This is a genomic window from Brevibacillus laterosporus (assembly GCF_030489605.1).
Taxonomy (GTDB): Bacteria; Bacillota; Bacilli; order Brevibacillales; family Brevibacillaceae; genus Brevibacillus_B; species Brevibacillus_B laterosporus_E.
The window spans coordinates 1-25,764 of sequence record NZ_JAUKFY010000008.1; the positions used below are offsets into that span (position 1 = coordinate 1).

Consider the following 25,764-nt stretch of genomic DNA (forward strand, 5'->3'; position numbering starts at 1 on the left):
GGATATTGATAAGATTACGCTAGGTATAGCGCAACGGCTGGCAGAGGTTTGTTAATAAGACAGGCGAGTAAAGGGATGAACTAAGCGTTCACTCCTAAACAGCTAAAAGGTCTAGTTCAGCATGAACCAGACAGGAATTAATAGTATAATGACAGGCGCCCACTTATCGGTCTAACGGCTGGTAGGCGGGCTTTTTTATATAAGGCGATGTTTTAAAACAATGTTGAAATTAAATAACTTTTAAGGGAAGCCATTTTGACTTCCCTTAATTCGCTTTTAAAGAAATTTATACATCAATCATTTTTATTATCATTAAACGTAAATATGTTTTTTCAGCCATTGTCTGAAATACTGCAACTGTTCCTCAGAATGGAAATAGTGTTCTCCATTCTCCATTACTTGCAAATTACAGTTAAAACGTTTATTAAATTCAGATACAACGTCAAACTCACATAAGTTATCTTCTGAACCATAGAGAATTGAAGTTGGACTATTCCAAGCAACAATAGGATGTTCTTTCACATAACAGTAGTAATCCCAATAGAGAGTTTGTCCAATAGGTGTAGAAATTTCTTTCTCTATTTTTAGTCTACTCTCACTTACGTTAAACCATGTCATCATATTATTTATGATACGTTCCATATTTACCACAGGAGAGAGAAACAAGCACTGCTTCAACGGCTCATTGCTATATTCTAATAGGCTAAAATACGCTCCCATGCTACAAGCAAAAAGGCTTATATGATTTGATAACGATTTTGCATAGGTCATAATTGTATTAAGGTCTTGAACACAGTTTTGAACTTTGCAAAGATAAGTATCATTCTTACGGTCACCATGTTGAGGCAAATCAAAACTAAGCACTTGATAACCTACTGCTGTTGCTTCTTCTGCAAATACAATAATCGAGTCATCTGCCTTATTTGACATGTCACCATGCACCACCACAAATAACTTATCTGATTTGTCACCCCACAAAATTGCTGGAATGTTTTCTATTTTAAAATTATTTTTTATCATTACAATTTATCCTCCATGAAATATAAATAATTCGTCATTCCAAATATTACAAATGTATATATACCTAAATAAATATTGGCTCTCTTGCCATAATAATACCTCCAAACCTGTATGTATATATGGCTTATTATAGTATATCTTCTATTTAATATATCAATTTTCAACATTTATTTAAAACATAGCCTTATATAAAAAAGACCGCGTCTTAGCGGTCACTAACTGCAATCTCATTTAGGGGCGTGTACTTACTATGAGCGTGGGTGATATCGTCATGGCTCAGGTTTAGGTAGCGTTTCGTTGTTGATACATCGGCATGCCCAAGTATTTTGCTCAAGGTTACTATGTTTCCGCCATTTAATAAAAAATTGGTGGCGAATGAGTGGCGTAAGGTGTGCGGAGAGACCCGGAACGTTTCGTTTAACCCCGACCTCTTGCCGTATTCATGCATACGACTTCTAAGACGACTATCTGACATTGGATTGCCGTTATTGTTGACGAAAACAAGACGTACTCCGGAGCCAAAGAACTCTCTTGTTTCAGCTACTAGCAGTTTTAACAGTTTAGCCATAGAAGGGGAGATTGGAACCGCGCGAGTCTTTCGGTTTTTGTTTTTGGCTCCCGGTAACAAAATGACATGGTTATCGAAATCTACGTCGTTCAATTCTAATGAATTAATCTCACACGAACGTAGACCAGAGTCGTAAGCTAAGAGTATCGCGCAGTAGTCACGGAACCCTGCAAAAGTCCCTTTATCAATGTAAGAAAGTAGACGCTTGATTTCTGATGTTCCAAACACTCTCAACACTTTCTCATCGTCGCGTAGTTTCTGCAAGTGAGTAGTGGGGTTTTCGGTAACAACTCCGTCCCTAACTAGACGATTAAACATTGCTTTTAATGCGCGCACTCTGACGTTCACTGTTCCGGCCGCTAGGCCCCGATCCAGACAATGACGTACGTAACTACGAAAATGATCAAGAGTTACATCGTCTACAAAACGGATACCCCCGTCTCGTTCCTCATTCAGAGTTCCAAACACCCATCCCCACACTTTGCGGTAATCTTTAAGTGTACGAGGACGATAGCTTTCTGAGGCCGCAGAGTTTAATACTTTTTGCAGAGCCTCGTCCAAGGACACCCTCTCCAATGGCCTAGAGATATACCTACGTTTTACAGCCAAAATAAAAACCCCCGTTTCGAATACGGAGGTTTACGTTTTATAACGAATACACAGTCGAGATGTCGAACGCGGTCTAACCGAACGATTCCGCATGAACGCGGTCTATCCTTGCGATTAAATCACCGCCAAAATCCCGTTAAATCAACGTTTTATTACGATATGGTACGCCCGATAGGAATCGAACCTACGCACGCGGTTCCGGAGACCGCTGCTCTATCCACTGAGCTACGGGCGCATATGTTTCAGACAACAAAGTTTATTATATACGAAAATGGAGCATAGGACAACTTTTTTACTGTATGATTTAAAAAGAGCAATAAAAAAGAGTCTTTGCCGAGCCAATCTTGATATACTGTATGAAAAGTGTGCCAATAAAAGATACGTCTTGGCAGGAAAATTGCATGAACGCTATAATAGAGGAAGAGAGTAAGGTAGGGTGGAAAGAAGCTGTTGGAGCTATCTACAGCTTGATGGTTTCCGACGGGAGGAGGAATGCAATATGAATATGGGCTTAGGTTTGTATCAAGAACAGACGTTAAAGTTAGTGATGACGCCTGAATTGCGTCAAGCTATTACGATATTGCAGTTTTCGGCCATTGATCTGATGAATTATTTGCAGGAACAAGCGATCGAAAATCCAGTGATTGATCTTCAGGAAATTGCGGTTGCCCAAGAACCGTTGCCTGCAGATAAACGGGAAAAGAGCTTGGACTTTGATTGGAAGGAATTATTGAATAATCCGGGGCATAATGATTTTTCAGTCAACAGAGATGAAAGCGCCTACAATCCTCTAGATTATGTGAGTGATACACGAACCACCTTATTTTCTCATTTGGAAGAACAACTCGGTTATGTAAAAAGATTGACGCCAGTACAACGTCAGATTGCCCGATACATTATAGGAAATCTTGATGAGCGAGGTTATCTAGAAGTGCCTGTTACTGACATCAAGGAGCGGTTAGGAGTTGATTTGGAGGAGGCAGAGGATGTTCTTCGAGTGATTCAGCATCTAGACCCGGCTGGTGTGGCTGCGCGTTCGCTAGAAGAATGCTTGCTGTTACAACTAGAGCATGAGGGACTCGATGACGAACATATCGTAGAAGTTATTAAGCATCATCTAGTTGATCTGGCAAATAATCGTTTTGGGAAAATAGCTGAACAGCTTCATATTAGCGTAGGTGATGTACAACGGATTGCCGATTTGGTTCGTACATTGAATCCGAGACCTGGAGCGGCCTATAGCAGCGCAGATATACGCTACATTGTTCCTGATGTTACAGTTGAAAAGGTAATGGGAGAATATATTGTTATTGTCAACGATTCTTCGTTACCGCGATTGTCTATCAATCCCTTTTATGAACGAATGCTAAAAGAGAAAACTGAGAAGGATGAGGCTCGGCAATTTGTTCATGAAAAACTAAATGCAGCGGTGTGGCTTGCAAAAAGCCTAGAGCAAAGAAGAATGACCCTGTTGCGTGTAACACAGGCGATTGTTGACTTGCAGAATGACTTTTTTGAGAAAGGGATTCATTATTTAAAACCGATGACTCAAAAAGATATTGCGGAGCGAGTTCAACTGCATGAATCTACAATCAGTCGTGCTACCAGCAATAAATACGTACAAACTCCCCGCGGTGTTTTCGAATTAAAGTACTTCTTTACTTCGGCTTTGTCTACGGCAAGCGGAGAAGCGGCATCTTCAGAAAGCGTGAAGAAACGCATCAAAGCTTTCATTGACAAAGAAGATCGGAATAAACCATATTCGGATCAAAAGCTGGCTGAATTGCTTGAAAAAGAAGGGGTTGAAATCTCGCGGCGTACCGTGGCTAAATATCGAGAGGAAATGCTGATCTTATCGTCTGCTAAACGAAAGCGCTTTTTGTAATGATAAAAAGAATGTAAAATAAGAGTAGATAAAGGAGCCAACCCAAAAACATGGCTAGCGAAGCAAGCAAACGATTACAATCAGATCATATTGAAATAATTTTATATGGCAAGCCCGGCTGTCACTTGTGTGATGATGTTGAGGAGCATATCAGACGATTAGCTGGGGAATTTCCGGTCAGGTATAAAGTTGTCGACATCACTTTAGATATGCAATTAGAGGAAAAGTACATGTTTACGATTCCCGTAGTTGAAATTAACGGGCTAGAAGCATTTGTATCTGTAGACTCGGTTGTTACCGAGGAGGAATTACGCCTATATTTGCAACAAAAAATGGGTAAATGTGAATAAATTAAGATTTCTATTTTGGCTTCTTGTCAGCTAGCAGAGTGTATGCTACATTAAGAGTAAGCATTCTGCTTATTTTTTTGAAAGCTGCGGGACATAATTTGTATGATGTGGGACGTTTTGAGTCCCGTTAAGACTGGAAAAGGATGAATGTGGAATGCGTACTTTATTAAATATCCAAAACAAGCTTGTTCCCGACCTCGTACAAGTATTGCGTAAACGATACGATCTTATGCAGTCGATTCGCCATTTGCAGCCTGTCGGTCGCAGGGCGTTAGCACAGAATTTACAAACGACTGAGCGCATCCTCAGGTCAGAAGTAGAGCTCCTCAAAGATATGGGCTTAATTCACGTCAGCCCGATTGGTATGAGCTGTACGGAAGAGGGAATCCATCTTTTAAAAGAAATGGATTCTATGGCAGATGAACTGTTCGGCTTTAACGACCTTGCCCTACAATTACAACACATCTTACATATTCCAAAAGTAATTGTAGTTGCTGGTGACGTAGACGTATCGGAATGGGGTAAAAAGGAATTGGGACGAGTAGGAGCCCGGATATTAAAACAAGTCGTTCAAGAAGGTGACGTGGTTGCTGTTACAGGTGGGTCCACGATTGTATCGGTAGCTGAGCATGTTACTCCTTCCTCGCATTTTCGTGATGTGCAATTTGTGCCAGCGCGTGGTGGACTTGGGGAAAAGGTAGAAATGCAGGCTAATACGATTGCTTCTTCTCTTGCTGCAAAGTCAGGTGGAACCTATCATCTATTGCATGTGCCTGATCGTTTAAGCCCTGATGTAGTTCAATCCTTATTGGGAGAAGCGCAGGTTGCTGAGGTTATGCAACTGCTTCACAAAGCTAGGGTGGTTATACATGGGATTGGTGATGGAATGGCCATGGCTATGCGGCGTAAGTACACAGAAGAAGAGCTTGAAGTACTACGAGAGCTTGGGGCTGTTGGTGAAGCATTTGGATATTACTTTAATGAGGCAGGAGAAACCATCTATAAAATGCCGACCATTGGCTTGTCCCTAGAAGACGTGAAGCGAGCTGATGTAGTTTTATCCTTAGGTGGAGGCAGCAGCAAAGCAAAAGCAATCATGGCCTTTGCCAAACAAGCATGCCAAACCGTTTTAATTACCGATGAAGGTGCGGCTCGAGCCATTTTGGAAGAGCATCGTCAATCCTCTGCTACAATCTAAAATAACAGTTGCAGCCTTGGTATGTTTTGTAATTGTGTGTGGATACACTAATCATTGGAATTTGATTTTGTATCAGCCCTAGTGAAGCCTGCCTTGCAAACGTAATAGGATTAAGAGTTATAAATAAATCACGCGTTTGACAAGTAAAGGACCAGGGTAAAAAGATTTGTAGGCATGGAATTGGTTGGATAAAGTTTGACATACTAGGATCAAAGGCTTTTTATTCGTAACATGATTTTGTAATCGTCTAGTCATAGTAAGCTATGAACTGGTTCGATATAGATTCTCTAAAAATTATTCTAAGAGTGGAACTTAGGAGGTTATCTACATGGTAAAAGTAGGAATTAACGGTTTTGGACGTATTGGACGTAACGTATTCCGTGCAGCTCTAAACAACCCAGAAGTTGAAGTTGTTGCAGTAAATGACTTGACAGATGCAGTAACATTAGCGCATCTTTTGAAATATGACACCGTACATGGCAAATTGAATGCCACTGTTGAAGTAAAAGAAAACAGCCTGATTGTTAATGGCAAAGAAGTAAAAGTTCTAGCTGAGCGTGAACCTGCTAAATTGCCTTGGGGCGAGCTAGGTGTTGACATCGTAGTTGAATCTACTGGCCGTTTCACAAAACGTGAAGATGCTGCGAAACACCTTGAGGGTGGAGCTAAGAAAGTAGTTATCTCCGCACCTGCTACAAACGAAGATATCACAATCGTTATGGGTGTTAACCACGAACAATATGATCCAGCAGCTCACACTGTAATTTCTAACGCTTCTTGCACAACAAACTGCTTGGCACCATTTGCAAAAGTATTGAACGACAAATTCGGAATCGTAAAAGGTCTGATGACTACTGTTCACTCTTACACAAATGACCAACAAATTCTTGACTTGCCGCACAAAGACCTTCGTCGTGCTCGTGCAGCGGCTGAGAACATTATCCCAACTTCTACTGGTGCAGCGAAAGCCGTATCTTTGGTATTGCCTGAGTTGAAAGGTAAACTAAACGGTTTTGCAATGCGCGTGCCAACTCCAAACGTGTCTGTAGTTGACCTTGTTGTTGAAACAAAAACTTCTACAACAGTTGAAGAAGTAAACGCAGCTCTTAAAGAAGCTTCCGAAGGCGCATTGAAAGGTATCATGGGATACTCTGAAGAGCCGCTGGTTTCTTGCGACTATAATGGTAACCCTGCTTCTTCTTCCATTGATGCTCTATCTACAATGGTAATGGAAGGCAACATGGTTAAAGTTGTTTCTTGGTATGATAACGAGTCTGGTTACTCCAACCGTGTAGTAGATCTTTGCAAATACATTGCTGAAAAAGGTCTGTAAGCCATACAAACTTTCATGTAATGTGAAAAGGGAGAGCTTCTCTCCCTTTTCCACTATGTATAAGCTAGATTAAGCAAGTATTTAGTCAGGTAACAAGTCTGAGGGGGGTACCTTCCGTGAACAAAAAGTCCATTCGCGATATAGAATTAGCAGGTAAACGTGTGTTTTGTCGAGTAGATTTTAACGTCCCAATGCAAGATGGCGTAATTACAGACGACACGCGTATTCGTGCTGCTGTTCCAACTATTCAATATTTAATTGATAACCATGCTAAAGTCATTTTGGCTAGCCATTTCGGCCGTCCAAAAGGTGAAGTAGTGGAAGAAATGCGTCTTACTGCGGTAGGCGAACATCTAGCTTCTCTTCTTGGCAAACCCGTAAAAAAACTGAACGATTCAATTGGCGCAGAGGTTGAGACTGCTGTTCAAGAGATGAAGGAAGGCGACGTAATCCTTCTTGAAAATGTTCGTTTCCATAAAGGGGAAGAAAAGAACGATCCTGAGCTAGCAAAAAGCTTTGCAAGCCTTGCTGACCTGTTTGTAAACGATGCATTTGGTACAGCTCATCGTGCACATGCAACGACTGCGGGTATCGCTCAGCACATTCCAGCAGTAGCTGGCTTGTTGATGGAAAAAGAAATTCAATTCATGGGTGGTGCTTTGTCCAAGCCTGAGCGTCCTTTCACAGCGATAGTGGGTGGAGCGAAAGTGAAAGACAAAATCGGCGTAATTGAAAATCTGTTGGGCAAAGTAGACACTTTAATCATCGGTGGCGGTATGGCTAACACTTTCATCAAAGCACAAGGTTACAATGTTGGAGCTTCCCTTTGTGAAGAAGATAAGCTGGATCTTGCTCGCACATTGATGGAGCAAGCAAAAGAGCGCAATGTGAATTTGCTTATGCCAGTGGACGTAGTGGTTGCTGATAAATTTGCAGCGGATGCCAATACGCAAGTAGTAAGCATTGACGCGATTCCAGAAGGGTGGATGGCCCTCGACATCGGACCAAAGACCGTGGCTAACTACCGTGATGCAATCGTTCCTTCTAAAACAGTAGTTTGGAACGGACCTATGGGTGTATTTGAAATGGATGCTTTTGCGAGTGGTACGATTGCTGTTGCTAACGCAATGGAAGAATGTCAAGGCACAACAATCATCGGTGGCGGTGATTCTGTAGCAGCTGTAGAAAAAGCAGGTGTAGCAGACAAAATGACCCACATTTCTACTGGTGGTGGAGCTTCCCTTGAGTTCATGGAAGGTAAAGAGCTACCAGGCGTAACTGCATTGCAAGATAAGTAAAATGCTATATCTGTAAAAGGTGAGGAGTGGAAGTAATGAGAACACCAATTATTGCTGGGAACTGGAAGATGTTCAAAACAATTGCAGAAGCAACGGCGTTTGCCTCTCAATTACCAAAAGAGGATCAAGCTCCTCAAATTGAAAAAGTAATCTGCGCGCCTTTCACAAACTTGCCGGCATTGGCTGAGCAGTTCAAAGGCACTCCTTATAAATTAGGTGCTCAAAACGTGCATTTTGAAGAAACAGGCGCATTCACCGGTGAAATCAGCCCGCTCATGTTAAAAGAGCTAGGTGTTGAATACGTGATTATCGGACATTCCGAGCGTCGTCAATACTTCAACGAAACAGACGAAACTGTCAACAAAAAAGCAAAAGCAATCCTTGCTCATGGTATGAAGCCAATTGTGTGCGTAGGGGAGTCCCTGGAAGAGTACGAGGCTAATACCACTGAAAACGTGGTTCGCACGCAAACAAAAGCTGCTCTTAGCGGTCTAACTGCTGAGCAAGTAAGAGAAACTGTGATTGCTTATGAGCCAATTTGGGCAATCGGTACAGGTAAATCTTCTACGGCTGATAATGCTAATAAAACGATCGCTTTCATCCGCAGTGTAATTGCTGGTGAATTTGATGCTAACACAGCAGCGCAAGTACGCATTCAATACGGTGGTAGCGTGAAACCTGAAAATGTGGCAAGCTATATGGGTGAGTCCGACATTGATGGAGCATTAGTTGGCGGAGCGAGCCTAACTGTTGAAGGCTACATGGGCTTAGTCAACGGAGTACAACAGTAGGAGGGGAAGCTATATGGCTAACAGACCAAAACCAGTTGCGTTAATTATTATGGACGGGTTTGGTCTTCGCACGAATGATTACGGTAATGCTGTTAATCAAGCGAAAAAACCAAACTACGACCGTTTGATGAATGATTATCCGAATGCTACCTTGCTAGCTTCTGGTCTTGAAGTAGGTCTTCCAGAAGGACAAATGGGCAATTCCGAGGTAGGTCACTTGAATCTTGGTGCAGGACGCATCATTTATCAAGATCTTACTCGCATCACCAAGTCCATTAAAGAAGGCGCATTTTTTGAAAATGAAACATTGATCGCTGCATTTAAGCATGCGAAAGAGAATAACAAAAAGGTTCACTTCTTTGGCTTATTGTCTGATGGTGGTGTTCATAGCCACATCAACCATCTGCTTGCTCTGCTTGAGCTTGCAAAAAAGGAAAACGCAGAGGATGTATTTGTTCACGGATTTCTGGATGGCCGCGACGTAGCTCCTGATAGTGCCATTACCTACATTGAAGAAGTACAACGTAAAATGGATGAGCTTGGCGTTGGTAAAATCGCGACTGTACAAGGCCGTTATTACGCTATGGACCGCGATAAACGCTGGGAACGCGTTGAAAAGGCATACCGTGCTATGGTATACGGTGATGCCCCTCATTACTCTGATGCTATCAAGGCTGTAAAGGAATCCTATGAGAAATCTGTCATGGATGAATTCGTTATGCCTGCTGTAATGGTTGATGAGAATGACCAACCGATTGGGAAAGTAGAAGACGGAGATTCAGTAATCTTCTTCAACTTCCGTCCTGACCGTGCCATCCAAACCTCTCAAGCGTTCACGAACGAGGATTTCCGCGGATTTGACCGTGGAGAGAATTATCCGAAAAACCTACACTTTGTATGCTTAACGAAATTCTCTGAGTCAGTCGATGGATACGTAGCATACAAACCAACTAATCTAGATAACACGCTGGGTGAAGTGTTAGCTCAAAATAATCTGAAGCAACTGCGCATCGCGGAAACAGAAAAGTATCCGCATGTAACGTTCTTCTTCAGTGGCGGTCGTGAGCAGGAGTTCCCAGGTGAGACGCGTATTTTGATTCCTTCTCCAAAGGTAGCTACCTATGACCTAAAACCAGAAATGAGCGCTTATGAAGTAACCGACGCAGTAGTGAAGGAAATTGAAGAAGAAAACTTCGATGCAATCATTCTTAACTTTGCAAACTGCGATATGGTTGGCCATTCCGGTATGATGGAGCCTACCATTAAAGCTGTTGAAACTGTTGATGCTTGCGTAGGTCGAGTAGCAGACGCTATTATTGCTAAGGGCGGAGTAGCTATCATCACAGCCGATCACGGAAACGCAGACTGGATGCTTACAGAAGAAGGCAGACCGATCACTTCTCATAGCACAAATCCTGTTCCAGTTATTGTGACCAAAAAAGGTATCGAACTGAGACCAGACGGTATTCTCGCTGATTTGTCTCCTACTATGTTGCAGCTGTTAGGAGTAGAACAACCAGCGGAAATGACAGGAAAATCTATTATTAAATAAGAATAAGAGAATAAGGAGATGGCATTTATGACAACAATTATTACTGATATTTACGCTCGCGAGATTCTAGATTCCCGTGGTAACCCAACTCTAGAGGTAGAAGTATACTTGGAAGACGGTTCTATGGGCCGTGCAGCAGTTCCATCTGGTGCTTCCACTGGTGCACACGAAGCAGTTGAGCTTCGCGATGGTGACAAATCTCGTTACCTAGGTAAAGGTGTAACAAAAGCTGTTGCAAACGTAAACGATACAATCGCACCTGAACTAATCGGTATGGACGCTACTGACCAAGTTGGTATCGACATGACGATGATCGCTTTAGACGGTACTCCAAACAAAGCAAAATTGGGTGCTAACGCTATCCTAGGTGTATCTATGGCAGTAGCTCGTGCAGCAGCTACATCTCTAGGTGTTTCCCTGTACAACTACATGGGTGGATTCAACGCGAAAACTCTTCCAGTTCCTATGATGAACATCCTAAACGGTGGAGAGCACGCTGATAACACAGTAGATATTCAAGAATTCATGGTTATGCCAGTAAATGCTCCTTCTTTCAAAGAAGCTCTACGTATGGGTTCTGAAATCTTCCACTCCTTGAAAAAGGTTCTTCATGATAAAGGTCTTAACACAGCAGTAGGTGACGAAGGTGGTTTCGCTCCTAACTTGAAATCCAACGAAGAAGCGATCACTACAATCCTAGAAGCTATTAAAGCTGCTGGATACGAAGCCGGTAAAGACGTATTCATCGCTCTTGACGTAGCTGCTACTGAAATGTTCAAAGATGGCAAATACCACTTCACTGGTGAAGGCGTAGTAAAAACTACAGAAGAAATGGTTGCTTTCTATGAAGATCTAGTATCTAAATACCCAATCATCTCTATCGAGGACGGATTGGCTGAGGATGACTGGGAAGGTTGGAAGCTTCTAACTGACCGCCTAGGAAGCAAAGTTCAATTGGTTGGTGACGATTTATTCGTAACAAACACTGAACGTCTAATTACTGGTATTGAAAAAGAAACTGCTAACTCCATCTTGGTTAAAGTTAACCAAATCGGCACATTGACTGAGACTTTCGATGCAATCGAAATGGCTAAACGCGCTGGTTACACAGCAGTTATCTCTCACCGTTCTGGTGAAACAGAAGATTCCACAATTGCTGACATCGCGGTTGCAACTAACGCTGGTCAAATCAAAACAGGTGCTCCATCCCGTACAGACCGTGTTGCGAAATACAACCAATTGCTTCGTTTGGAAGATGAATTGGGTGAAACAGCTCGTTACGGTGGCCGTGCAGCATTCTACAACCTTAAAAAATAAGCTTCATTTTATACGAAAAGACATCTTTGCTTTTGCAAGGATGTCTTTTTTGGTCATGGAACAAAAAGATCGGACATAGAGCTTGAATGCGCAGAAGTGGTATGCCTTGGTAAAAATGCATTATCGCCATCATCTCTTACAAAAGAGCGTCTGCAAGCATTTTTATTACAGATGAAGCAGTAAAAACAAAGAAGCTCTGACGTCATGCAAGACGATCAGAGCTTTTGACTATATCAGGTAAGGCGCTCGTCTGATATATTTTTGATGTGTTTGGAAGAGTAAATGAATTATTTCTTTTCAGATAACCATTTAGATACTGCTGATATTTCCTTTGCGTCTTGAAGAACACCTTTTGGCATAGTACCTTTACCGTTTTTGATGACATCGCTTATCGCCTTTTCATCAAGCTGTGAGCCGATGTTTGCAAGTGCAGGACCCACCATGCCTTCCAGGTTTTGACCGTGACAGGATGTACATTTTTGTTTAACAATTTCTTCAGCATTGATATTGGTAGTTCCACCAGCTCCGCCGCCCTTTGCTTCTTCGCCATGTTTAGGCGGATAAATAATAGAGGCTACGAGGAACAGTACGAAAACGAGGAACAAGATACCAAAAGAGAACCCAAATGCTTTCGCCGAGTCAACTACGTCGTTTTGATTCACGTCTTTCTTAAAGTTTGAACCAGCCATGCGAAAGGAACCTCCTAGATACTAGATATAAGAATGAAACCTACTTGCATTTTACGGGAAAAGCAATGCACTTGCAAGGAAAGTGACACACTAGTTCACAATGTACACAATTCTGACAATATTTAAAGAACTTATGTTTTCTTACCTTATTATAGAAACATATTCAAAATGATGGATGAAGTAAGCGCTTTTATCGGTAAAAAAGGAAAAGATTAAAAGTAAAATAAATTGATTAATCTAAAAAAGTCTGACATTTATCATTATAAAACCTTGGCAATTTTTTGTATAGAGAATCCATTGTCTGGAAGTGTATGGAAAGGATGTTTCAGCAAGTTGTTGTTCCCTTTTAATTGTGGTAAAGTAAAGATTATAGACAATGAAGGGTCGGTTGTACTTACATTGTAACGAGGTGAAATATTATGCTAGCTTTACTTGCAAAGATTTTCTTAATAGTTTCCGCTATCGGTTTAATTCTTGTCGTTCTTCTGCAATCCGGTAAAAGCGCCGGTCTTTCTGGTGCAATTAGCGGTGGAGCTGAACAACTTGTTGGTAAACAGAAAGCAAGAGGAATGGATGCTGTTTTAGGTAAAATCACAGTGGTTCTCGCTGTATTATTTATGCTATCCGCTATCTTGCTGGCATTCTTCCTTCAAGCAAAGTAAATGGTAAAAAGACAGCTGACGCTTTTGTGTTGCTGTCTTTTTTTGTACGCATTTCTACATATGATGGTACAAAGAAATAAATGACGGGTACAATAGAAAGTATTAGGGAAATAAGAACATGATTTGTGTTGAACATAACTTGGCATACTAAAACATAATCAAGAAAAAAGGAGCTTTTACATGAAAGATATAGATATCCTTTCCTTTATGAGGGAACAGGCGTATCATCCGATGACAATACATGAATTGGAAGAAGCGTTTGGCTTACAGAGCTCAGACGATTTTAAGCAACTGGTAAAAACCTTGAATCAGCTTGAGGATAATGGAGAAGTCGTACGCACACGCGCTAACCGCTATGGGATTCCTGAAAAAATGAATTTGGTTCGCGGCAGGCTGCAAAACCATCCTAAAGGGTTTGGCTTTGTCATTCCTGAGACTCAAGGCGAAGAGGATGTATATGTCCACTCTAATGATATGCAGGGAGCAATGCATGGAGATACGGTATTAGTTCGAGTGGAAAAAGAAGCATTCGGTAGTCGGCTGGAGGGTAAAATCGTTCGGATAGTGGAACGCAGCACCAATACAATTGTCGGAACCTATCAGGATGAGCGCCACTATGGCTTTGTTATTCCAGATGACAAGCGGATTGGCAAAGATATCTTTATCCCACAGCAAGCAGTAAATGGGGCTGTAGACGGCCATAAAGTGGTTGTAAAGATCGTTAAGTACGCAGAGGGTAGAGGAAACCCCGAAGGTGAAATAACCGAGATTCTAGGGCATAAAAACGACCCTGGGGTGGATATCCTCTCGATTATTAGAAAGTTTAATTTACCCGAGGGCTTTCCCGATGATGTGCTTGCAGAAGCGGAAGCGGCTCCTGATCGGATTTCTGAAGAAGAGATAAAAGGTAGACGCGATTTGCGTGAGCGCATGATGGTCACGATTGACGGAGCAGATGCAAAGGATTTGGACGATGCCGTTTCTCTGGAGCAATTAGAGAACGGGAATGTGCGTCTAGGCGTTCACATTGCTGATGTAAGCTATTATGTAAAAGGCAAATCAGCTTTAGATCAGGAAGCATACAGACGCGGTACAAGCGTGTATCTCGTGGATCGAGTCATTCCGATGATCCCGCACCGATTATCAAACGGTATTTGCAGCTTAAATCCAAAAGTGGATCGGTTAACGATTACCTGTGATATGGAATTTGATGCAGGGGCTAATGTTGTATCGTATGATATCTATTTAAGCGTTATTCGAACCAACGAGCGAATGACATATGCAGATGTGCGTAGTATTTTAGAGGATCAGGATCAGGAGTTGCGAGAGAAATATCAGGAATTAGTCCCAATGTTTGAAAGCATGGAAGAGCTTTGTCTCAAATTGCGCAAAAAGCGGATGCAGCGCGGGGCTATCGATTTTGATTTCCGCGAGGCTAAAATTTATGTAGACGCTGAAGGAACACCAACCGATATCGGCTTCCGCACGCGCTCCATAGCTGAGCAAATCATTGAAGAGTTCATGCTCGCTGCCAATGAAACGGTTGCTGAGCACTTTCATCATCTGAAGCGTCCTTTCATTTACCGGATTCACGAGGACCCAAAGGAAGAAAAGCTACAAAACTTCATGGAGTTCATCACTAGCTTTGGATACAGCGTGCGCGGCAAGGGAACGTCGGTTCATCCAAAAGCGTTACAGCAGTTGTTAGAGGAAATCAAGGGGACACCAGAAGAAGTCATTATTAGTACGGTATTGCTTCGTTCCATGAAACAGGCGCGTTACGATGCGGAAAGTCTTGGACACTTTGGTCTATCTACTGATTACTACACGCATTTTACATCTCCTATTCGCCGTTATCCGGATTTAATTGTGCATCGAATGATTCGTTTATGGTTGGAGAAAAAACAGCTTGATGCGAAGGAAGAAGCATATTGGAATGCTGAAATGCCGATCATCGCAGAACATACTTCACAACGAGAACGCGTAGCAGTAGATGCCGAGCGTGAAACAGACGATCTGAAAAAGGCTGAGTACATGCTACAGCATATTGGCGAAGAGTTCGAGGGCGTGATTTCAAGTGTCACCTCCTTCGGTATCTTTGTAGAGTTGCCAAACACGATTGAGGGATTAGTCCACGTTAGCTATCTAACAGATGACTATTATAATTACCATGAAAAAATGTACGCTCTAATCGGAGAACGCACAGGGAAGCAGTACCGCATTGGCGATGAGGTTTTGGTCCGTGTAACTGCTGTTAATGTTGACGAACGAACCATTGATTTTGAAATCGTAGGTATGAAAAAGCCAAGTGAGCTGCGATTTAACAGATCTCGCCAGGCAAAAGTGATTAATGGTAATGGTCGAGACAAAGATCGCGGCGGTAATCGAAAACAGCGTCGTTCGAAGTCTTATAAAGATACGGGTCCGGCGGCTGCAAAGCGAAAGCGTAATCAGGAACGAAATCAAGGTAGTCAGAATACCCGTGGAAAAGATGCACAGCGCCGTTCAACTGGAAAAACCGGAGCGGGACGGTTTGTCGCACTTCCAGGCCAAGAAAATCAGGAATCAGTGGAATCGAAACAAAAGGGCTTTTGGGAGGATTTTGTAAGCTCCAAGCAAAAGAAAAAACGAAAATCCGTGGTAAAACAAGCGAAGCGGAAGCGGAGATAATCTCAGAAGAGTTGCAGAAGGCAATGGAGTACAAAGCATTGCCTTCTTGTCTTATTTTTGTTAAAATTAAAGGCACTACTCTTGCTCAGATGAGGTGATTTCCGTGACCGTTTCTAAAAAAGGAACAAAAACTGTAGCCCAAAACAGAAAAGCCCGACATGATTATCACATTGAAGAAGTGATGGAGGCAGGTATCGAGCTGACCGGTACGGAAATCAAGTCGATTCGAGGCGGACGAGTGCAGCTGAAGGATAGTTTTGCTCGTATTGTTAATGGAGAGCTAATCTTGTATAACGTGCACATTAGCCCTTACGATCAAGGCAATCGATTCAATCATGAACCTGAACGCAATCGCCGTTTGTTAATGAAGCGTTTGGAGATTCTGAAATTGAACAGCTTGATTCGTGAACAGGGATATTCCCTTGTTCCGCTTAGCATTTATTTAAAAAACGGCTGGGCAAAGCTTGAGCTTGCTGTTGTCCGCGGGAAAAAGAATTATGACAAGCGTGAGGACCTGAAGAAAAAGGATGCCCAACGCGAGGTTGCGAGAGCGCTGAGAGACCGTCAGAAATATTAGAGGAAAAGAACGGCTTCAAGCGGCAGTTCTTCCAACTCTGCCAGTAACCCACATTGAGATTTTTACGTAAACTGTGGTAGTATAGGTGTACAACGATGGACGATTCAATGACATCGTTGCAAGCCTTTATTTTATATCAGGCTGTGTAGTAAAGAAAAACTGAATAAGTTTTCTTTGCTCTTTCTATCCTGGGGGCGTTTTGGATTCGACGGGGATGGTAGAGCATGAGAAGCGAGCCGGGGGGCTGCGGACCTCGTCAACAACGCGGAAAGCCATTAACTGGCAACAAACAACTTTCTCTAGCTGCCTAATCTCAGCTAGGTGCTACCACTCCATCGCCCATGTGGCGTGACTAGCACTCACTCTTAGTGGGATACGCCTGAGGCTTCCGTCTGGAGCCGATGGAAGAAGATCAATCAGACTAGGTAGCGGGTCAGCGCGTCACTCCGCGAATCCACTGCCGAAACATAAATGAGTGACTGCGCTCGGAGATGCTCATGTATCGCTGTTTTCGGACGGGGGTTCGAATCCCCCCGCCTCCATAAAAGTAACGAAATTGGGAGATTTGACAGGTAAAAGCTGTTGAATCTCCCAATTTTCATTTTTATAAAGAATGATCATCGTATTGAAAATTTAGTGTCAGTCTTTTGTTTTAATTAACGGAACATTATGATAATGGAATCGTGATATTATAAGCAGTTGAAACCATACCCGTATTTATATATTGGAGGCGAATATATAATGCAAAAAGAAAAATGGGACGAAATACCTCTAATAATCCCGCTTAAGCCTATCGTAAGTCCATCATTCATAGCTTGCAGTCATTCCTGTGAAAAAGGAGAACTATCAATCTGTACCATTAATCTCGAAAAAGGGAAAAAGAAAACCATATATCCCATCTCTCACCAAATAACGAAAATCTCAATCTCACCTACAGGCAATGTAATATACGGAGCTGAGCTTGGTCAGAAAGATAACAAAAATGAAATCGCATTTTATAGGATAAAAACCAATGAAAAACGTACAAATAAAATTGCAGTGACACCAGCTGACGAATATCGCAATAAATGGATGGAAACCAATAGCCTGAATGACGTTGAAGCTCATTTATCTGAAATATATGCCCTAGATGATCAGTACGCTATTTTTTTCATCTCAAATTCAGGGGTAGAGTATGGGAAACCTTACTATAGTGATGTTTTCTTAATTGATTCGATTGAATCATCTGTTTATAAAATAACCTCAGATATAGGTCATAATGATAGTTTACTTCGACTTGATAGCCTGCAAGCTTTCTATGCTGATCAGCATTGCTACTTCTATATGAAGACAGGTAGAATTTATGCGTATGAAAAACAAAACATGTGGAGAGAGACAAAAGCAAGCAACCCTTACTATGACCATTTGGAAACAATCATGATTTTTAACACGAAGGATTTTATTGAACAGGTAAAAGGCAATCAAAAGATTCTAAATGGAAAATTAGTGGAGCAGGTTAATTACAATCAGACTTTAAGTGAAATAGACATAACAGCAGAAGGCATAAGCTATTTATTAGGCGACATTCCAAATGATGCACAATGCTTGATAAAATACAAGGCGAGCAGCGATGAGAAAGATAAAATTTTTAATGAGACTAGTATACAGGAATACAAAAATAGGGATGTACATGAAGATTGGCTGTATGAGCATATTTCCAAATTACAGAACAACATGAATGATAGGTATACGTTAGAAACTCGATATAATCATTATAATGTATTCCTAAGCGAAGACTTTGCTTAGACTGAATATCTGGTATCTGTACCAATCAACCGACTACTCACTTCCCCTGACAAACCACATCATATATGATTGAAAATATACAACAAATGAAAAATATCTGATGAAAATCCCAGGAGGTGATAAGCAGTGGCAATTAAGCGTAGTTTGCCAGAAACCGCAGCATCTCATGCAAAGCCAAGTATTGGAGGCGATACTTTGCATGGGGTGGACATTCAATAGAAAATCGCCCAATTTAGCATAGATCATTTCTAATTTTTGGCTTTGCACCTTATTTTCATTGATTTAATGAATAGGGGGCAGTCAGAAATGAAATATGTGAGTGCAACAGCTATTTTACCCGAAAAGCTGCTTGTTGAAATTCAAAAATATATTCAAGGTGAAACCATATATATTCCCAAACCAAAAACGACGCACCAAAAATGGGGCTCGCGTTCTGGCGGAAGAAAGCTCATTGATGATAGAAATACTGCCATTAGGCTTGCATTTAAAAATGGAAAAACGATTCATCAATTAGCTGATGACCATTTTCTTTCGGTAGAGACGATTAAAAAAATTGTATATTCCAGTAAACAGGCGTGAAGATTGCTGCACTTATAAACTATTCCCAAGATTATAAGTGCTTTTTGTATGTCGAGTTCATTTCTGAATCAAAGACTGCATATCAAAGCACAAGCCAATTTTTTATAGTGAAAGAGTGAAGAAGGGAAGAAAGCTTGAGCCTTTTGAAAAGACTAGGTTTATGGATTTGGAGGGAACGATATGGTGGAGCCATTTATTCAAAATCATCAATATAACTTTATTAAAAAGCAAATAGATATTCTGCGAAACGCTACCTTAACTGTTGCCGATCCTAAAGTAATGGAAGCGGTGAGGTACGGCTCAGAAGCAAAAGTAATAGACGTGTTTCCTGCCGTTACGGATATTCAAAAACAATTGTTGGGGAAAATCTCTTCCATAAAAGCGGAAGATTTTCAGGATTATCTCCGTTCATTAACACCCTATTTACTTGAATTTCCACAGGTGACTGAAAAGCAGATCCGAAAACTATTCCCCAAAAATAAAAAGCTTAAGGTTCCTGATTTAGTAACAATTGACTACCACAAGGTAACCTATCTTGGCTGGATTAACATTTCTAGCAATAAACTATTCATTGTTTATCATTTGAAGGGGAAAGCAGTCGGGATCGAAGGGAGATATTCCCTTGTAAACAAGAAAAACATATGTGCATTATGCCATGGATATACGGATGTTGCTTTATTCTCAGCGATTTCTAAATCAAGAGCTGCTCATGTATCCTCCGATTATTACAAAGCGGTTGGTCATTATATATGTATCAATAGTCATGAGTGTAACAGCAGGATTACGGATGTTACTGCGTTAGAGAGATTTATTGAGGATGTAATAGGTTAAATCAGTTCTAGTTGGTATCAACCCATATAATACTCACCTCACTGAACCTTTCGTAACCTGATGAGTCACAGCTTAATCAATGGCTGAACAATAGACATTTCTAAGAGAATAACTATCGTTCTCTATAATATCGCAAATCAAAAGACACCTCATGATTCAGGTGTCTTTTCTTGTACAAATACACGAGGCCTCCAGAATAATATTTATATGACGACGGACCTTCGTTGAATATTTGATGCAGTCCCGCCAACCTCAATTTGTTTGATTTTCCCTTGATTAATAGAGAGTCTTGAAATAAGAGTGGAAGGCTGATTCATGCTATGACCCTGAGAAAAAGCTAAGCGGTGAATGGCCTGATCAGAAATGAATTTATGCTTGTACAAATAGCATGCTAGTGCCCCGCAGGATGTCCCTGTCGCACTTTCTTCCGGTATATCATACAAGGGGGCAAAGTTCCGGCAAGCAGCAATCATTTCGTTTTTTGTATCCAATGTGAATAAATGAAAGCCAATAACCTGATATGTTTTGCTTAGTTGTGCAATCTGGTTAAAATCAGGTGTAATGCTATGGAGAATCTCTAGTTTTTTTATAGGAACAAGGATATCTTTTAATCCTGTGGAAACAATCTCGATCGGGAGTCGTTGGTCTAACTCTTCCACTGAGATATTCAGAGATTGGATAATATCCTCTCTATCTGGTTGATCATAAAAGGTGGGGAGTGCCTGCGAAAGAAAAATATGATGATCCCCCTCTACAGTTACCTGTAGCAAGCCCGCTTTACACTCTAATGTATATGTTCCATGACTGATTTTTTGCTGATAGGCCATTACATAAAAAGCTGCGATTGTGGCATGACCGCATAAATCAACTTCAGCATTAGGGGTAAAATATTGAATTTTAAAATCCGCAATGGTGGATGCCTGAATAAACGCTGTTTCGGAGAACCCTATTATATGAGCAATAGTTTGCATGTCCTGCTGTTTTAACAGATCGGCCTCTAACACCACGCCGGCTGGATTCCCACCGTTTGAGTCAGTTGAAAACGCATGTAGGGTATAAACCATTACTTCCAAGATAATCACATTTCTTGTGGTGTTGTTATTTGACTATCAGGTTTGATAAGGGGTTTCATATATCTTCCATTTTATCTATTGTACGATTTTTTAAAATATAATGTTGTTTTATCCGATTAGCCAAGTAAAGCCATATTCTGAAAGACAACATTTATCGTGCAGGTAGTCAAACAATATCATCCTGTTTATGCTTGTCAACCGTTTTATCCCATAAAAAAATAGTCAAAGTACATTTCGAATTGATGTGTGAACCGCCTTTTTGAACGAGCCTACACATAGAAGCAGCTTACAAATTGAGCCAGATAGCACTGTATCTAACAAGAAATGCTGGGCAGAGTTAATAGAAAGCGATTAATCAAGCAAAGACAAATACTAGAGGACTGTTTATAGTAAGCGGTGTTGGAGTTTAAAAATAAGTCCAGGCATTCCATCATCTGATTCAAAAAAGTGTTGGACTCAGATTATGCGGTTCATTCAAGAGATATTTGCCATTTTGACGATACATATGATAGGTCAATAACGCAATAAGTGTGGAAGAGAAGGATTAATCATTTTATGTAAACAGTTAGGAGGGTCCTATCTTGGAACGATTTACAGACGAGTATGGTCATAAATATTGCTTTAATATGGTAACTCATTATGGGGGCAAGGTAGTCGTACATTGCCCGAAATGTTCGGAAAACGCATATATTTCAATAGAATCTAATGAATATGTTCTAAGATGCGGAGCGTGTTATCATACCGAAACGCAAATGGAAGCCTATAAATACTCGGCTAGAGGGGTATGCCAGCATTGTGAAAGATACTTCAATCTGGAAGTAAAGGATGAAAAGCAACTGACCCAAAAACAATTGAATATAGCTTGCCCTCATTGTCAAACGACCAATCAAGTGCCAATGCATAGAGTGGCAGATTATCGTTGGCGATATCAGGATATTCGAGATGGGAGGGATCCTATTTTTCATTTGGAGCTATACTATTTGGATTATTTTCGCGGGAAACCGGTGTGGGCTGTAAATCGAGAGCATTTGAGCTATCTGATATCCTATACGTCAGCCACCTTGCGTGAAAAACCAGCAAATGGTCCTATGCGAACCGCCTCTCATTCCCTTCCTGTTTATATGAAAGAGGCGAAGAATCGGGACGCTATCGTAAAAATACTCAAAAAACTACAGAAAAAGTTCGAGGATTAGAAAACACAAAGACAAATATCCGATGAAAATGTAATGGAGGTAGTGAGAAGGCGGGGAGAGGAGCCGGATATTTTGCTGACAGCCAAAGCACTCCAATATTATCATGAGCTGATGCTTTTATAGAATAAATGGAGAGTTTCATGTATCAATAAGGGGCGATCCCTTAACACTTGATAAAATGTATTAGGAGGAGCGAACATTTCATGTAATATCTAAGAACAGGAGTTTTATCATATCAGCATACAAGTGAATTCAGTTTCTTTTAACGAAAGCATCCAGGAGGAAAAGACATGGACTGGTTAAACAAAGAAGTAGCAGGGGCATGGCGTGAGGAAGGAAAACGGTATGCTTCAGATGTAAACCGTTTCATCCGCGAAATAAGAGAGATGGAAGGAAAGCAGGAGCCTGCGTATCCTTCAGATGATCAAAGGTCTCAATTGGCGGAAGAAGTTTTCGAAATGATAAAGGCCGCTAACAAGAAGGGTGAATGGCAACAGCTCCGTCAAGAGCTTCCACCTGCGACATGGCCGTTGGCTGCAAGGTTTGAAAAAGAGATGCAGGCTGTAAGGTCTATTTCATTTCTGGATGATAAAACACTCGTCTTCACCACAGGAGCAACTTGGGAGAATAGTAGTGTTTTCATAGCGAGTGAAGAGGGAGTAGAGCAATGTTCAGAGTTAAGCTATATTGGCTGCTCTAGGGATGGTTCTGTATACGCTTTGGTTAGTCAGCAGGATATCCGTCTGATTCGTCATCCGGATCGACATTTACAGGGAGAAGAAATAGCAGTTTTTCGTTGGGAAGATATATTGTCACAGATTAAATCAACAATTCCTGATTTGAATACGCTTGCAGATTGTGAACATCCTGAGAAAATACTAGAGGAGGTAATTCCATTTTCAGACGGAAAAAGCTTGCTGCTGGCTAGTGGGTACGGGATTTATTTCGTAGAAAAAGATCAAGTAACTCTCCTGCATCCCAGCGTGTCAGAGTGCTTAGAAGATGAGCTGGAGGATACTCACATTGATATGCCCCATGCTTCTGTTTCCCATGATGAACGTTGGATTGCCTTTGGCAGCCAATGCAGTGACCATTTGCTTATAGATCGAAAAACAGGGGAGAGCCATTCGTTCTATCCGGAGTCTAGTTACCCGCATTACTGCTTATTCTCTAAAGACAATCAGAGCGTTTGGTTTAACTCATGTCACTTTTATAATGGAATAACGTTTCGCGTTCCATTGAAAGAGATGGATAGTGGTCAGGCGAAATCAGCAGAAGAGTGGCCAATCATGGATGAAGAGTCTAGGGTTTATACTGCTGTGGCCCTATCAGGGGGCACTGTGCTTGGCAATGCATACGGCTACGTGTGCTATATCAATCCAGAAGGCCAGGAGCTATGGCGTCATTTTGTCGGCAGTACGATTTCTGGCATAGCGGTCTCCAAGGACGAGAGTCTATTGGCAGTAGGTACCTATGGGGGCATGCTTCATCTTCTAGATTTGCAGACGAAGGAGATGGACGAATACGGGATTGGAACGGGGACACTGCGTGAATGCGAACGTTTTATCACTTGGAAGGGCCTAGATGAAGTCTTGCGTTGGTAATCTAATAGATAAGAATGATATAGCATGGTACAGGCGGTGCAAATATGAATGGGAAAAAGCGAAGTGAAATCGTAGCTGGACTGGAAGTGGAGATTGTTTTAAAACAAGATCAGCGAACAGGAAAGCGTACAAGAGGAATTGTGAAAGATATTCTGACGAATTCCAGCACGCATCCACATGGCATAAAAGTAAGATTGACAAACGGAATGGTAGGTAGAGTACAAGAGATTATCGATGGGGAGTAGGCTTACGTTTGAGGTTAATCTCTATAATGTAATGTAGCTGTGAGAGAAGACTGTATGTAGACTATAAAATCCCTTTTTTACCAAACGAACAAAAATGGAGGTTGAACAGACAAGCTGCGTTCAATCTCCATTTTTTCTTTTATCCCTGCTATAAGGAGCGAATAAATTTGCTGCGGGTATCTTATCGACGGAAACTGGATTCTACAGCTATCTGATCAATCCAACCGCCGAGAGAAGCCCTATTACTCCAGCCACTCCAACCGTTGTTTGGAGCAACCTGCCAAATATGCCAAAGAGCTTGGTCTCCACCATGAGCAAAGATGTCTATTCGACCGGACGGTCTTCTTGTTACAGGCATTATTAACCCCAGCTTTCAATAGTTTTGAAGGAAATATTTCCTACATATTATTTAGGTCATTTATCATTTGCTATAAAGGTTTAGAAAATAGGTGCTTGCCTACCAAAAATAATAGAAAGGGAAGGAATTAGCGTTAAGGTGCATTTCTCTCTTTGACAGATTCAATATAGAAGGTGTTGTTACATGATGTCGTAAAACGAAATAAGAGCGATTGCTTATCCAGACAGTTGACTGGAAAACGATCACTCTCTATTTAAAAAATATGAATGTTTGAAGGCAAACGTATATCAACAGACTAACTTGTTTTTTTCATTGAAATCGTGCTGGCTATTCGGGATGAAGGTCTCCCCGACCAAGAGAAATATGTCCACATACGCAGTAGTCTTTCGATTGGACCGCTGTTAAAAAACCTCAGATACCAGAAGCTGGCTACCACTTGTAATGAAAAGACGAGAAGGGACAGAAAAATACCAGAAAGTATCCCGATTTTACCGAATAGTCCTAACCCATAGCCGTAAAAAATGGTTGTGCAGATTACTGTTTGCATTACATAATTTGTTATCGATAGCTTGCCGACACACTCGAAGTAGATAAACCATCGAGTATGACTCAAGATAGATAAAAGAATGGCGATTAAAAAAATATAGCCAAAGGATAGAGCGCTAGGCCCAAGTAAGTCTCCGATTCCTGACCAACTGCCGTTACATACACTAGGTAAGCTCTTCAGAAGCAAACCTGCGGGCAGAAAGAAGAGAGCCCTCTTTAAATAGAAAGAACGTTTTTCATCGGAATTGACAAACCACCCAGCCTTTGCAGCATACATGCCAAATAAGAACATTGGTGTAGTCAGGACAGGCGCTATCAGCATGATCGAAACGATCTCTTCATCAGATATACCTAAATCATGGGAGGCATTGCGATACTCCTTAATCTCGGTGTATGTACCTGAAGAGTTAATAATCTGGGTCTGTTTGACATACTGCTCCAGCTTATCAGAAGGGAACATTTTTGCATTTTCATCTGTTATGTTTTCACCACTGCTAATTACCAGTAGAGCTGGTAGCAGAAGCAGGATACTTCCCCAGATAAGCAGTGTTTTTTTAGTGCGATTGACAAATAGGAGTAATGCTAGTCCGCTCATTCCATAAAAAAATAAGATATCGCCTTCCCACAGATATGTAGAGTGAAGCACTCCAATCAAGATCAGGAACAAAAATCTACGTATGAAATGCCTTTTGTATTTGCAATCACGCCTCTCTAGGCTTTCCTTCAGTTTCACCATGCTAAATCCAAACAAAAATGTAAAGATTGGCATGAAGCTTCCTTCCACCATTAGTTTCAGAAAGGAGTAAGTAACGTTATCCAATAAGGAAGGGGAGAACAGATGCAGCTGATCCTTTCCCCACAATCCATATTGAAAAATCAACATGTTAGCCATCAGAATACCTAGAAGGCTTACGCCGCGGATTCCGTCTATGACTGTTATTCTTTGTCTGTTTAGCTCCATTTCATATTCACCTCAGTCACTACTATAAGACAGCTCTTTTATGTAAAAGTAAACACAGCCTTATGCCGGG

Annotated in this window: 23 protein-coding genes, 1 tRNA gene and 1 other RNA gene; 18 read left to right on the forward strand and 7 right to left on the reverse strand. The window is 41.3% G+C overall.

Features of this window, described 5'->3' with window-relative positions:
* Positions 1-312 precede the first annotated feature (312 nt).
* The 3 genes from QZ995_RS10620 to QZ995_RS10630 form a co-directional block, all read right to left on the reverse strand.
* Positions 313-1,020 (reverse strand): alpha/beta hydrolase, encoded by a 708-nt coding sequence (locus QZ995_RS10620; protein WP_301806489.1) that lies wholly within the window; start codon positions 1,018-1,020, stop codon positions 313-315.
* 205 nt (positions 1,021-1,225) lie between these two features.
* A complete protein-coding gene (locus tag QZ995_RS10625; protein WP_301806492.1) occupies positions 1,226-2,155 on the reverse strand; it encodes a tyrosine-type recombinase/integrase in 930 nt (309 codons plus the stop codon).
* A gap of 202 nt (positions 2,156-2,357) precedes the next feature.
* Positions 2,358-2,432: transfer RNA gene (locus tag QZ995_RS10630), tRNA-Arg, on the reverse strand.
* 264 nt (positions 2,433-2,696) lie between these two features.
* On the opposite strand from QZ995_RS10630, the gene rpoN reads away from it, so the two are divergent.
* The 8 genes from rpoN to eno all read left to right on the forward strand — a co-directional run bounded on the left by rpoN (position 2,697) and on the right by eno (position 11,921).
* Positions 2,697-4,082: an RNA polymerase factor sigma-54 gene (gene rpoN / locus QZ995_RS10635; protein WP_301806495.1), complete on the forward strand. Its 1,386-nt coding sequence runs from the start codon at positions 2,697-2,699 to the stop codon at positions 4,080-4,082.
* 50 nt (positions 4,083-4,132) lie between these two features.
* Positions 4,133-4,432, forward strand: a complete 300-nt coding sequence (locus QZ995_RS10640; RefSeq protein WP_301806499.1) for a glutaredoxin family protein — start codon at positions 4,133-4,135, stop codon at positions 4,430-4,432.
* 154 nt (positions 4,433-4,586) lie between these two features.
* On the forward strand, positions 4,587-5,630 hold the full coding sequence (locus tag QZ995_RS10645) for a sugar-binding transcriptional regulator (protein WP_301806502.1): 1,044 nt from the start codon (positions 4,587-4,589) through the stop codon (positions 5,628-5,630).
* 328 nt (positions 5,631-5,958) lie between these two features.
* Positions 5,959-6,963 (forward strand): type I glyceraldehyde-3-phosphate dehydrogenase, encoded by a 1,005-nt coding sequence (gene gap / locus QZ995_RS10650; RefSeq protein ID WP_301806504.1) that lies wholly within the window; start codon positions 5,959-5,961, stop codon positions 6,961-6,963.
* 116 nt (positions 6,964-7,079) lie between these two features.
* Entirely contained in the window at positions 7,080-8,261 is a 1,182-nt protein-coding gene (locus QZ995_RS10655; protein WP_301806507.1) for a phosphoglycerate kinase, read from the forward strand.
* 35 nt (positions 8,262-8,296) lie between these two features.
* Complete coding sequence (gene tpiA / locus QZ995_RS10660; protein ID WP_301806510.1) at positions 8,297-9,052, forward strand: triose-phosphate isomerase; 756 nt, start codon at positions 8,297-8,299, stop codon at positions 9,050-9,052.
* A 13-nt stretch (positions 9,053-9,065) separates the two neighbouring features.
* Positions 9,066-10,604 carry a 2,3-bisphosphoglycerate-independent phosphoglycerate mutase gene (gene gpmI / locus QZ995_RS10665; protein ID WP_301806512.1) on the forward strand — a complete coding sequence of 513 codons (1,539 nt, stop codon included), beginning with the start codon at positions 9,066-9,068 and terminating at the stop codon, positions 10,602-10,604.
* A 27-nt stretch (positions 10,605-10,631) separates the two neighbouring features.
* Positions 10,632-11,921, forward strand: a complete 1,290-nt coding sequence (eno, locus tag QZ995_RS10670; RefSeq protein WP_301806515.1) for a phosphopyruvate hydratase — start codon at positions 10,632-10,634, stop codon at positions 11,919-11,921.
* Positions 11,922-12,208: 287 nt separating this feature from the next.
* Here the strand turns inward: eno and QZ995_RS10675 are convergent, their stop codons facing one another.
* Positions 12,209-12,610, reverse strand: coding sequence for a c-type cytochrome (locus tag QZ995_RS10675; RefSeq protein ID WP_003334398.1), 402 nt, complete (start codon positions 12,608-12,610; stop codon positions 12,209-12,211).
* 419 nt (positions 12,611-13,029) lie between these two features.
* On the opposite strand from QZ995_RS10675, the gene secG reads away from it, so the two are divergent.
* From secG to QZ995_RS10710, 7 genes are all read left to right on the forward strand, one after another.
* On the forward strand, positions 13,030-13,272 hold the full coding sequence (gene secG / locus QZ995_RS10680) for a preprotein translocase subunit SecG (RefSeq protein ID WP_003334399.1): 243 nt from the start codon (positions 13,030-13,032) through the stop codon (positions 13,270-13,272).
* 180 nt (positions 13,273-13,452) lie between these two features.
* Entirely contained in the window at positions 13,453-15,942 is a 2,490-nt protein-coding gene (gene rnr, locus QZ995_RS10685; RefSeq protein WP_301806528.1) for a ribonuclease R, read from the forward strand.
* Positions 15,943-16,045: 103 nt separating this feature from the next.
* On the forward strand, positions 16,046-16,519 hold the full coding sequence (smpB, locus tag QZ995_RS10690) for an SsrA-binding protein SmpB (RefSeq protein WP_301806531.1): 474 nt from the start codon (positions 16,046-16,048) through the stop codon (positions 16,517-16,519).
* Between the two features lie 190 nt (positions 16,520-16,709).
* Positions 16,710-17,064: a transfer-messenger RNA gene (gene ssrA / locus QZ995_RS10695) on the forward strand.
* Positions 17,065-17,260: 196 nt separating this feature from the next.
* On the forward strand, positions 17,261-18,304 hold the full coding sequence (locus tag QZ995_RS10700) for a hypothetical protein (RefSeq protein WP_301806534.1): 1,044 nt from the start codon (positions 17,261-17,263) through the stop codon (positions 18,302-18,304).
* A 306-nt stretch (positions 18,305-18,610) separates the two neighbouring features.
* Positions 18,611-18,883, forward strand: a complete 273-nt coding sequence (locus QZ995_RS10705) for a CD3324 family protein (protein WP_003341159.1) — start codon at positions 18,611-18,613, stop codon at positions 18,881-18,883.
* A gap of 180 nt (positions 18,884-19,063) precedes the next feature.
* The gene (locus QZ995_RS10710; RefSeq protein ID WP_301806537.1) at positions 19,064-19,714 is read left to right on the forward strand and encodes a FusB/FusC family EF-G-binding protein; all 651 of its coding nucleotides are present in this window, start codon (positions 19,064-19,066) and stop codon (positions 19,712-19,714) included.
* A 203-nt stretch (positions 19,715-19,917) separates the two neighbouring features.
* Here QZ995_RS10710 and QZ995_RS10715 read toward each other — a convergent pair whose 3' ends face one another.
* Complete coding sequence (locus tag QZ995_RS10715; RefSeq protein WP_366919696.1) at positions 19,918-20,778, reverse strand: PhzF family phenazine biosynthesis protein; 861 nt, start codon at positions 20,776-20,778, stop codon at positions 19,918-19,920.
* 590 nt (positions 20,779-21,368) lie between these two features.
* On the opposite strand from QZ995_RS10715, the gene QZ995_RS10720 reads away from it, so the two are divergent.
* The 3 genes from QZ995_RS10720 (at position 21,369) to QZ995_RS10730 (ending at position 23,829) form a co-directional block, all read left to right on the forward strand.
* The gene (locus QZ995_RS10720; RefSeq protein ID WP_301806542.1) at positions 21,369-21,980 is read left to right on the forward strand and encodes a hypothetical protein; all 612 of its coding nucleotides are present in this window, start codon (positions 21,369-21,371) and stop codon (positions 21,978-21,980) included.
* A gap of 290 nt (positions 21,981-22,270) precedes the next feature.
* Entirely contained in the window at positions 22,271-23,584 is a 1,314-nt protein-coding gene (locus tag QZ995_RS10725) for a hypothetical protein (protein ID WP_301806544.1), read from the forward strand.
* Positions 23,585-23,628: 44 nt separating this feature from the next.
* A complete protein-coding gene (locus tag QZ995_RS10730; protein ID WP_301806546.1) occupies positions 23,629-23,829 on the forward strand; it encodes a YwbE family protein in 201 nt (66 codons plus the stop codon).
* Positions 23,830-24,010: 181 nt separating this feature from the next.
* Here the strand turns inward: QZ995_RS10730 and QZ995_RS10735 are convergent, their stop codons facing one another.
* Entirely contained in the window at positions 24,011-24,187 is a 177-nt protein-coding gene (locus QZ995_RS10735; protein ID WP_301806550.1) for a hypothetical protein, read from the reverse strand.
* Between the two features lie 295 nt (positions 24,188-24,482).
* Positions 24,483-25,694, reverse strand: a complete 1,212-nt coding sequence (locus QZ995_RS10740; RefSeq protein WP_301806552.1) for a DUF418 domain-containing protein — start codon at positions 25,692-25,694, stop codon at positions 24,483-24,485.
* Positions 25,695-25,764 lie beyond the last annotated feature (70 nt).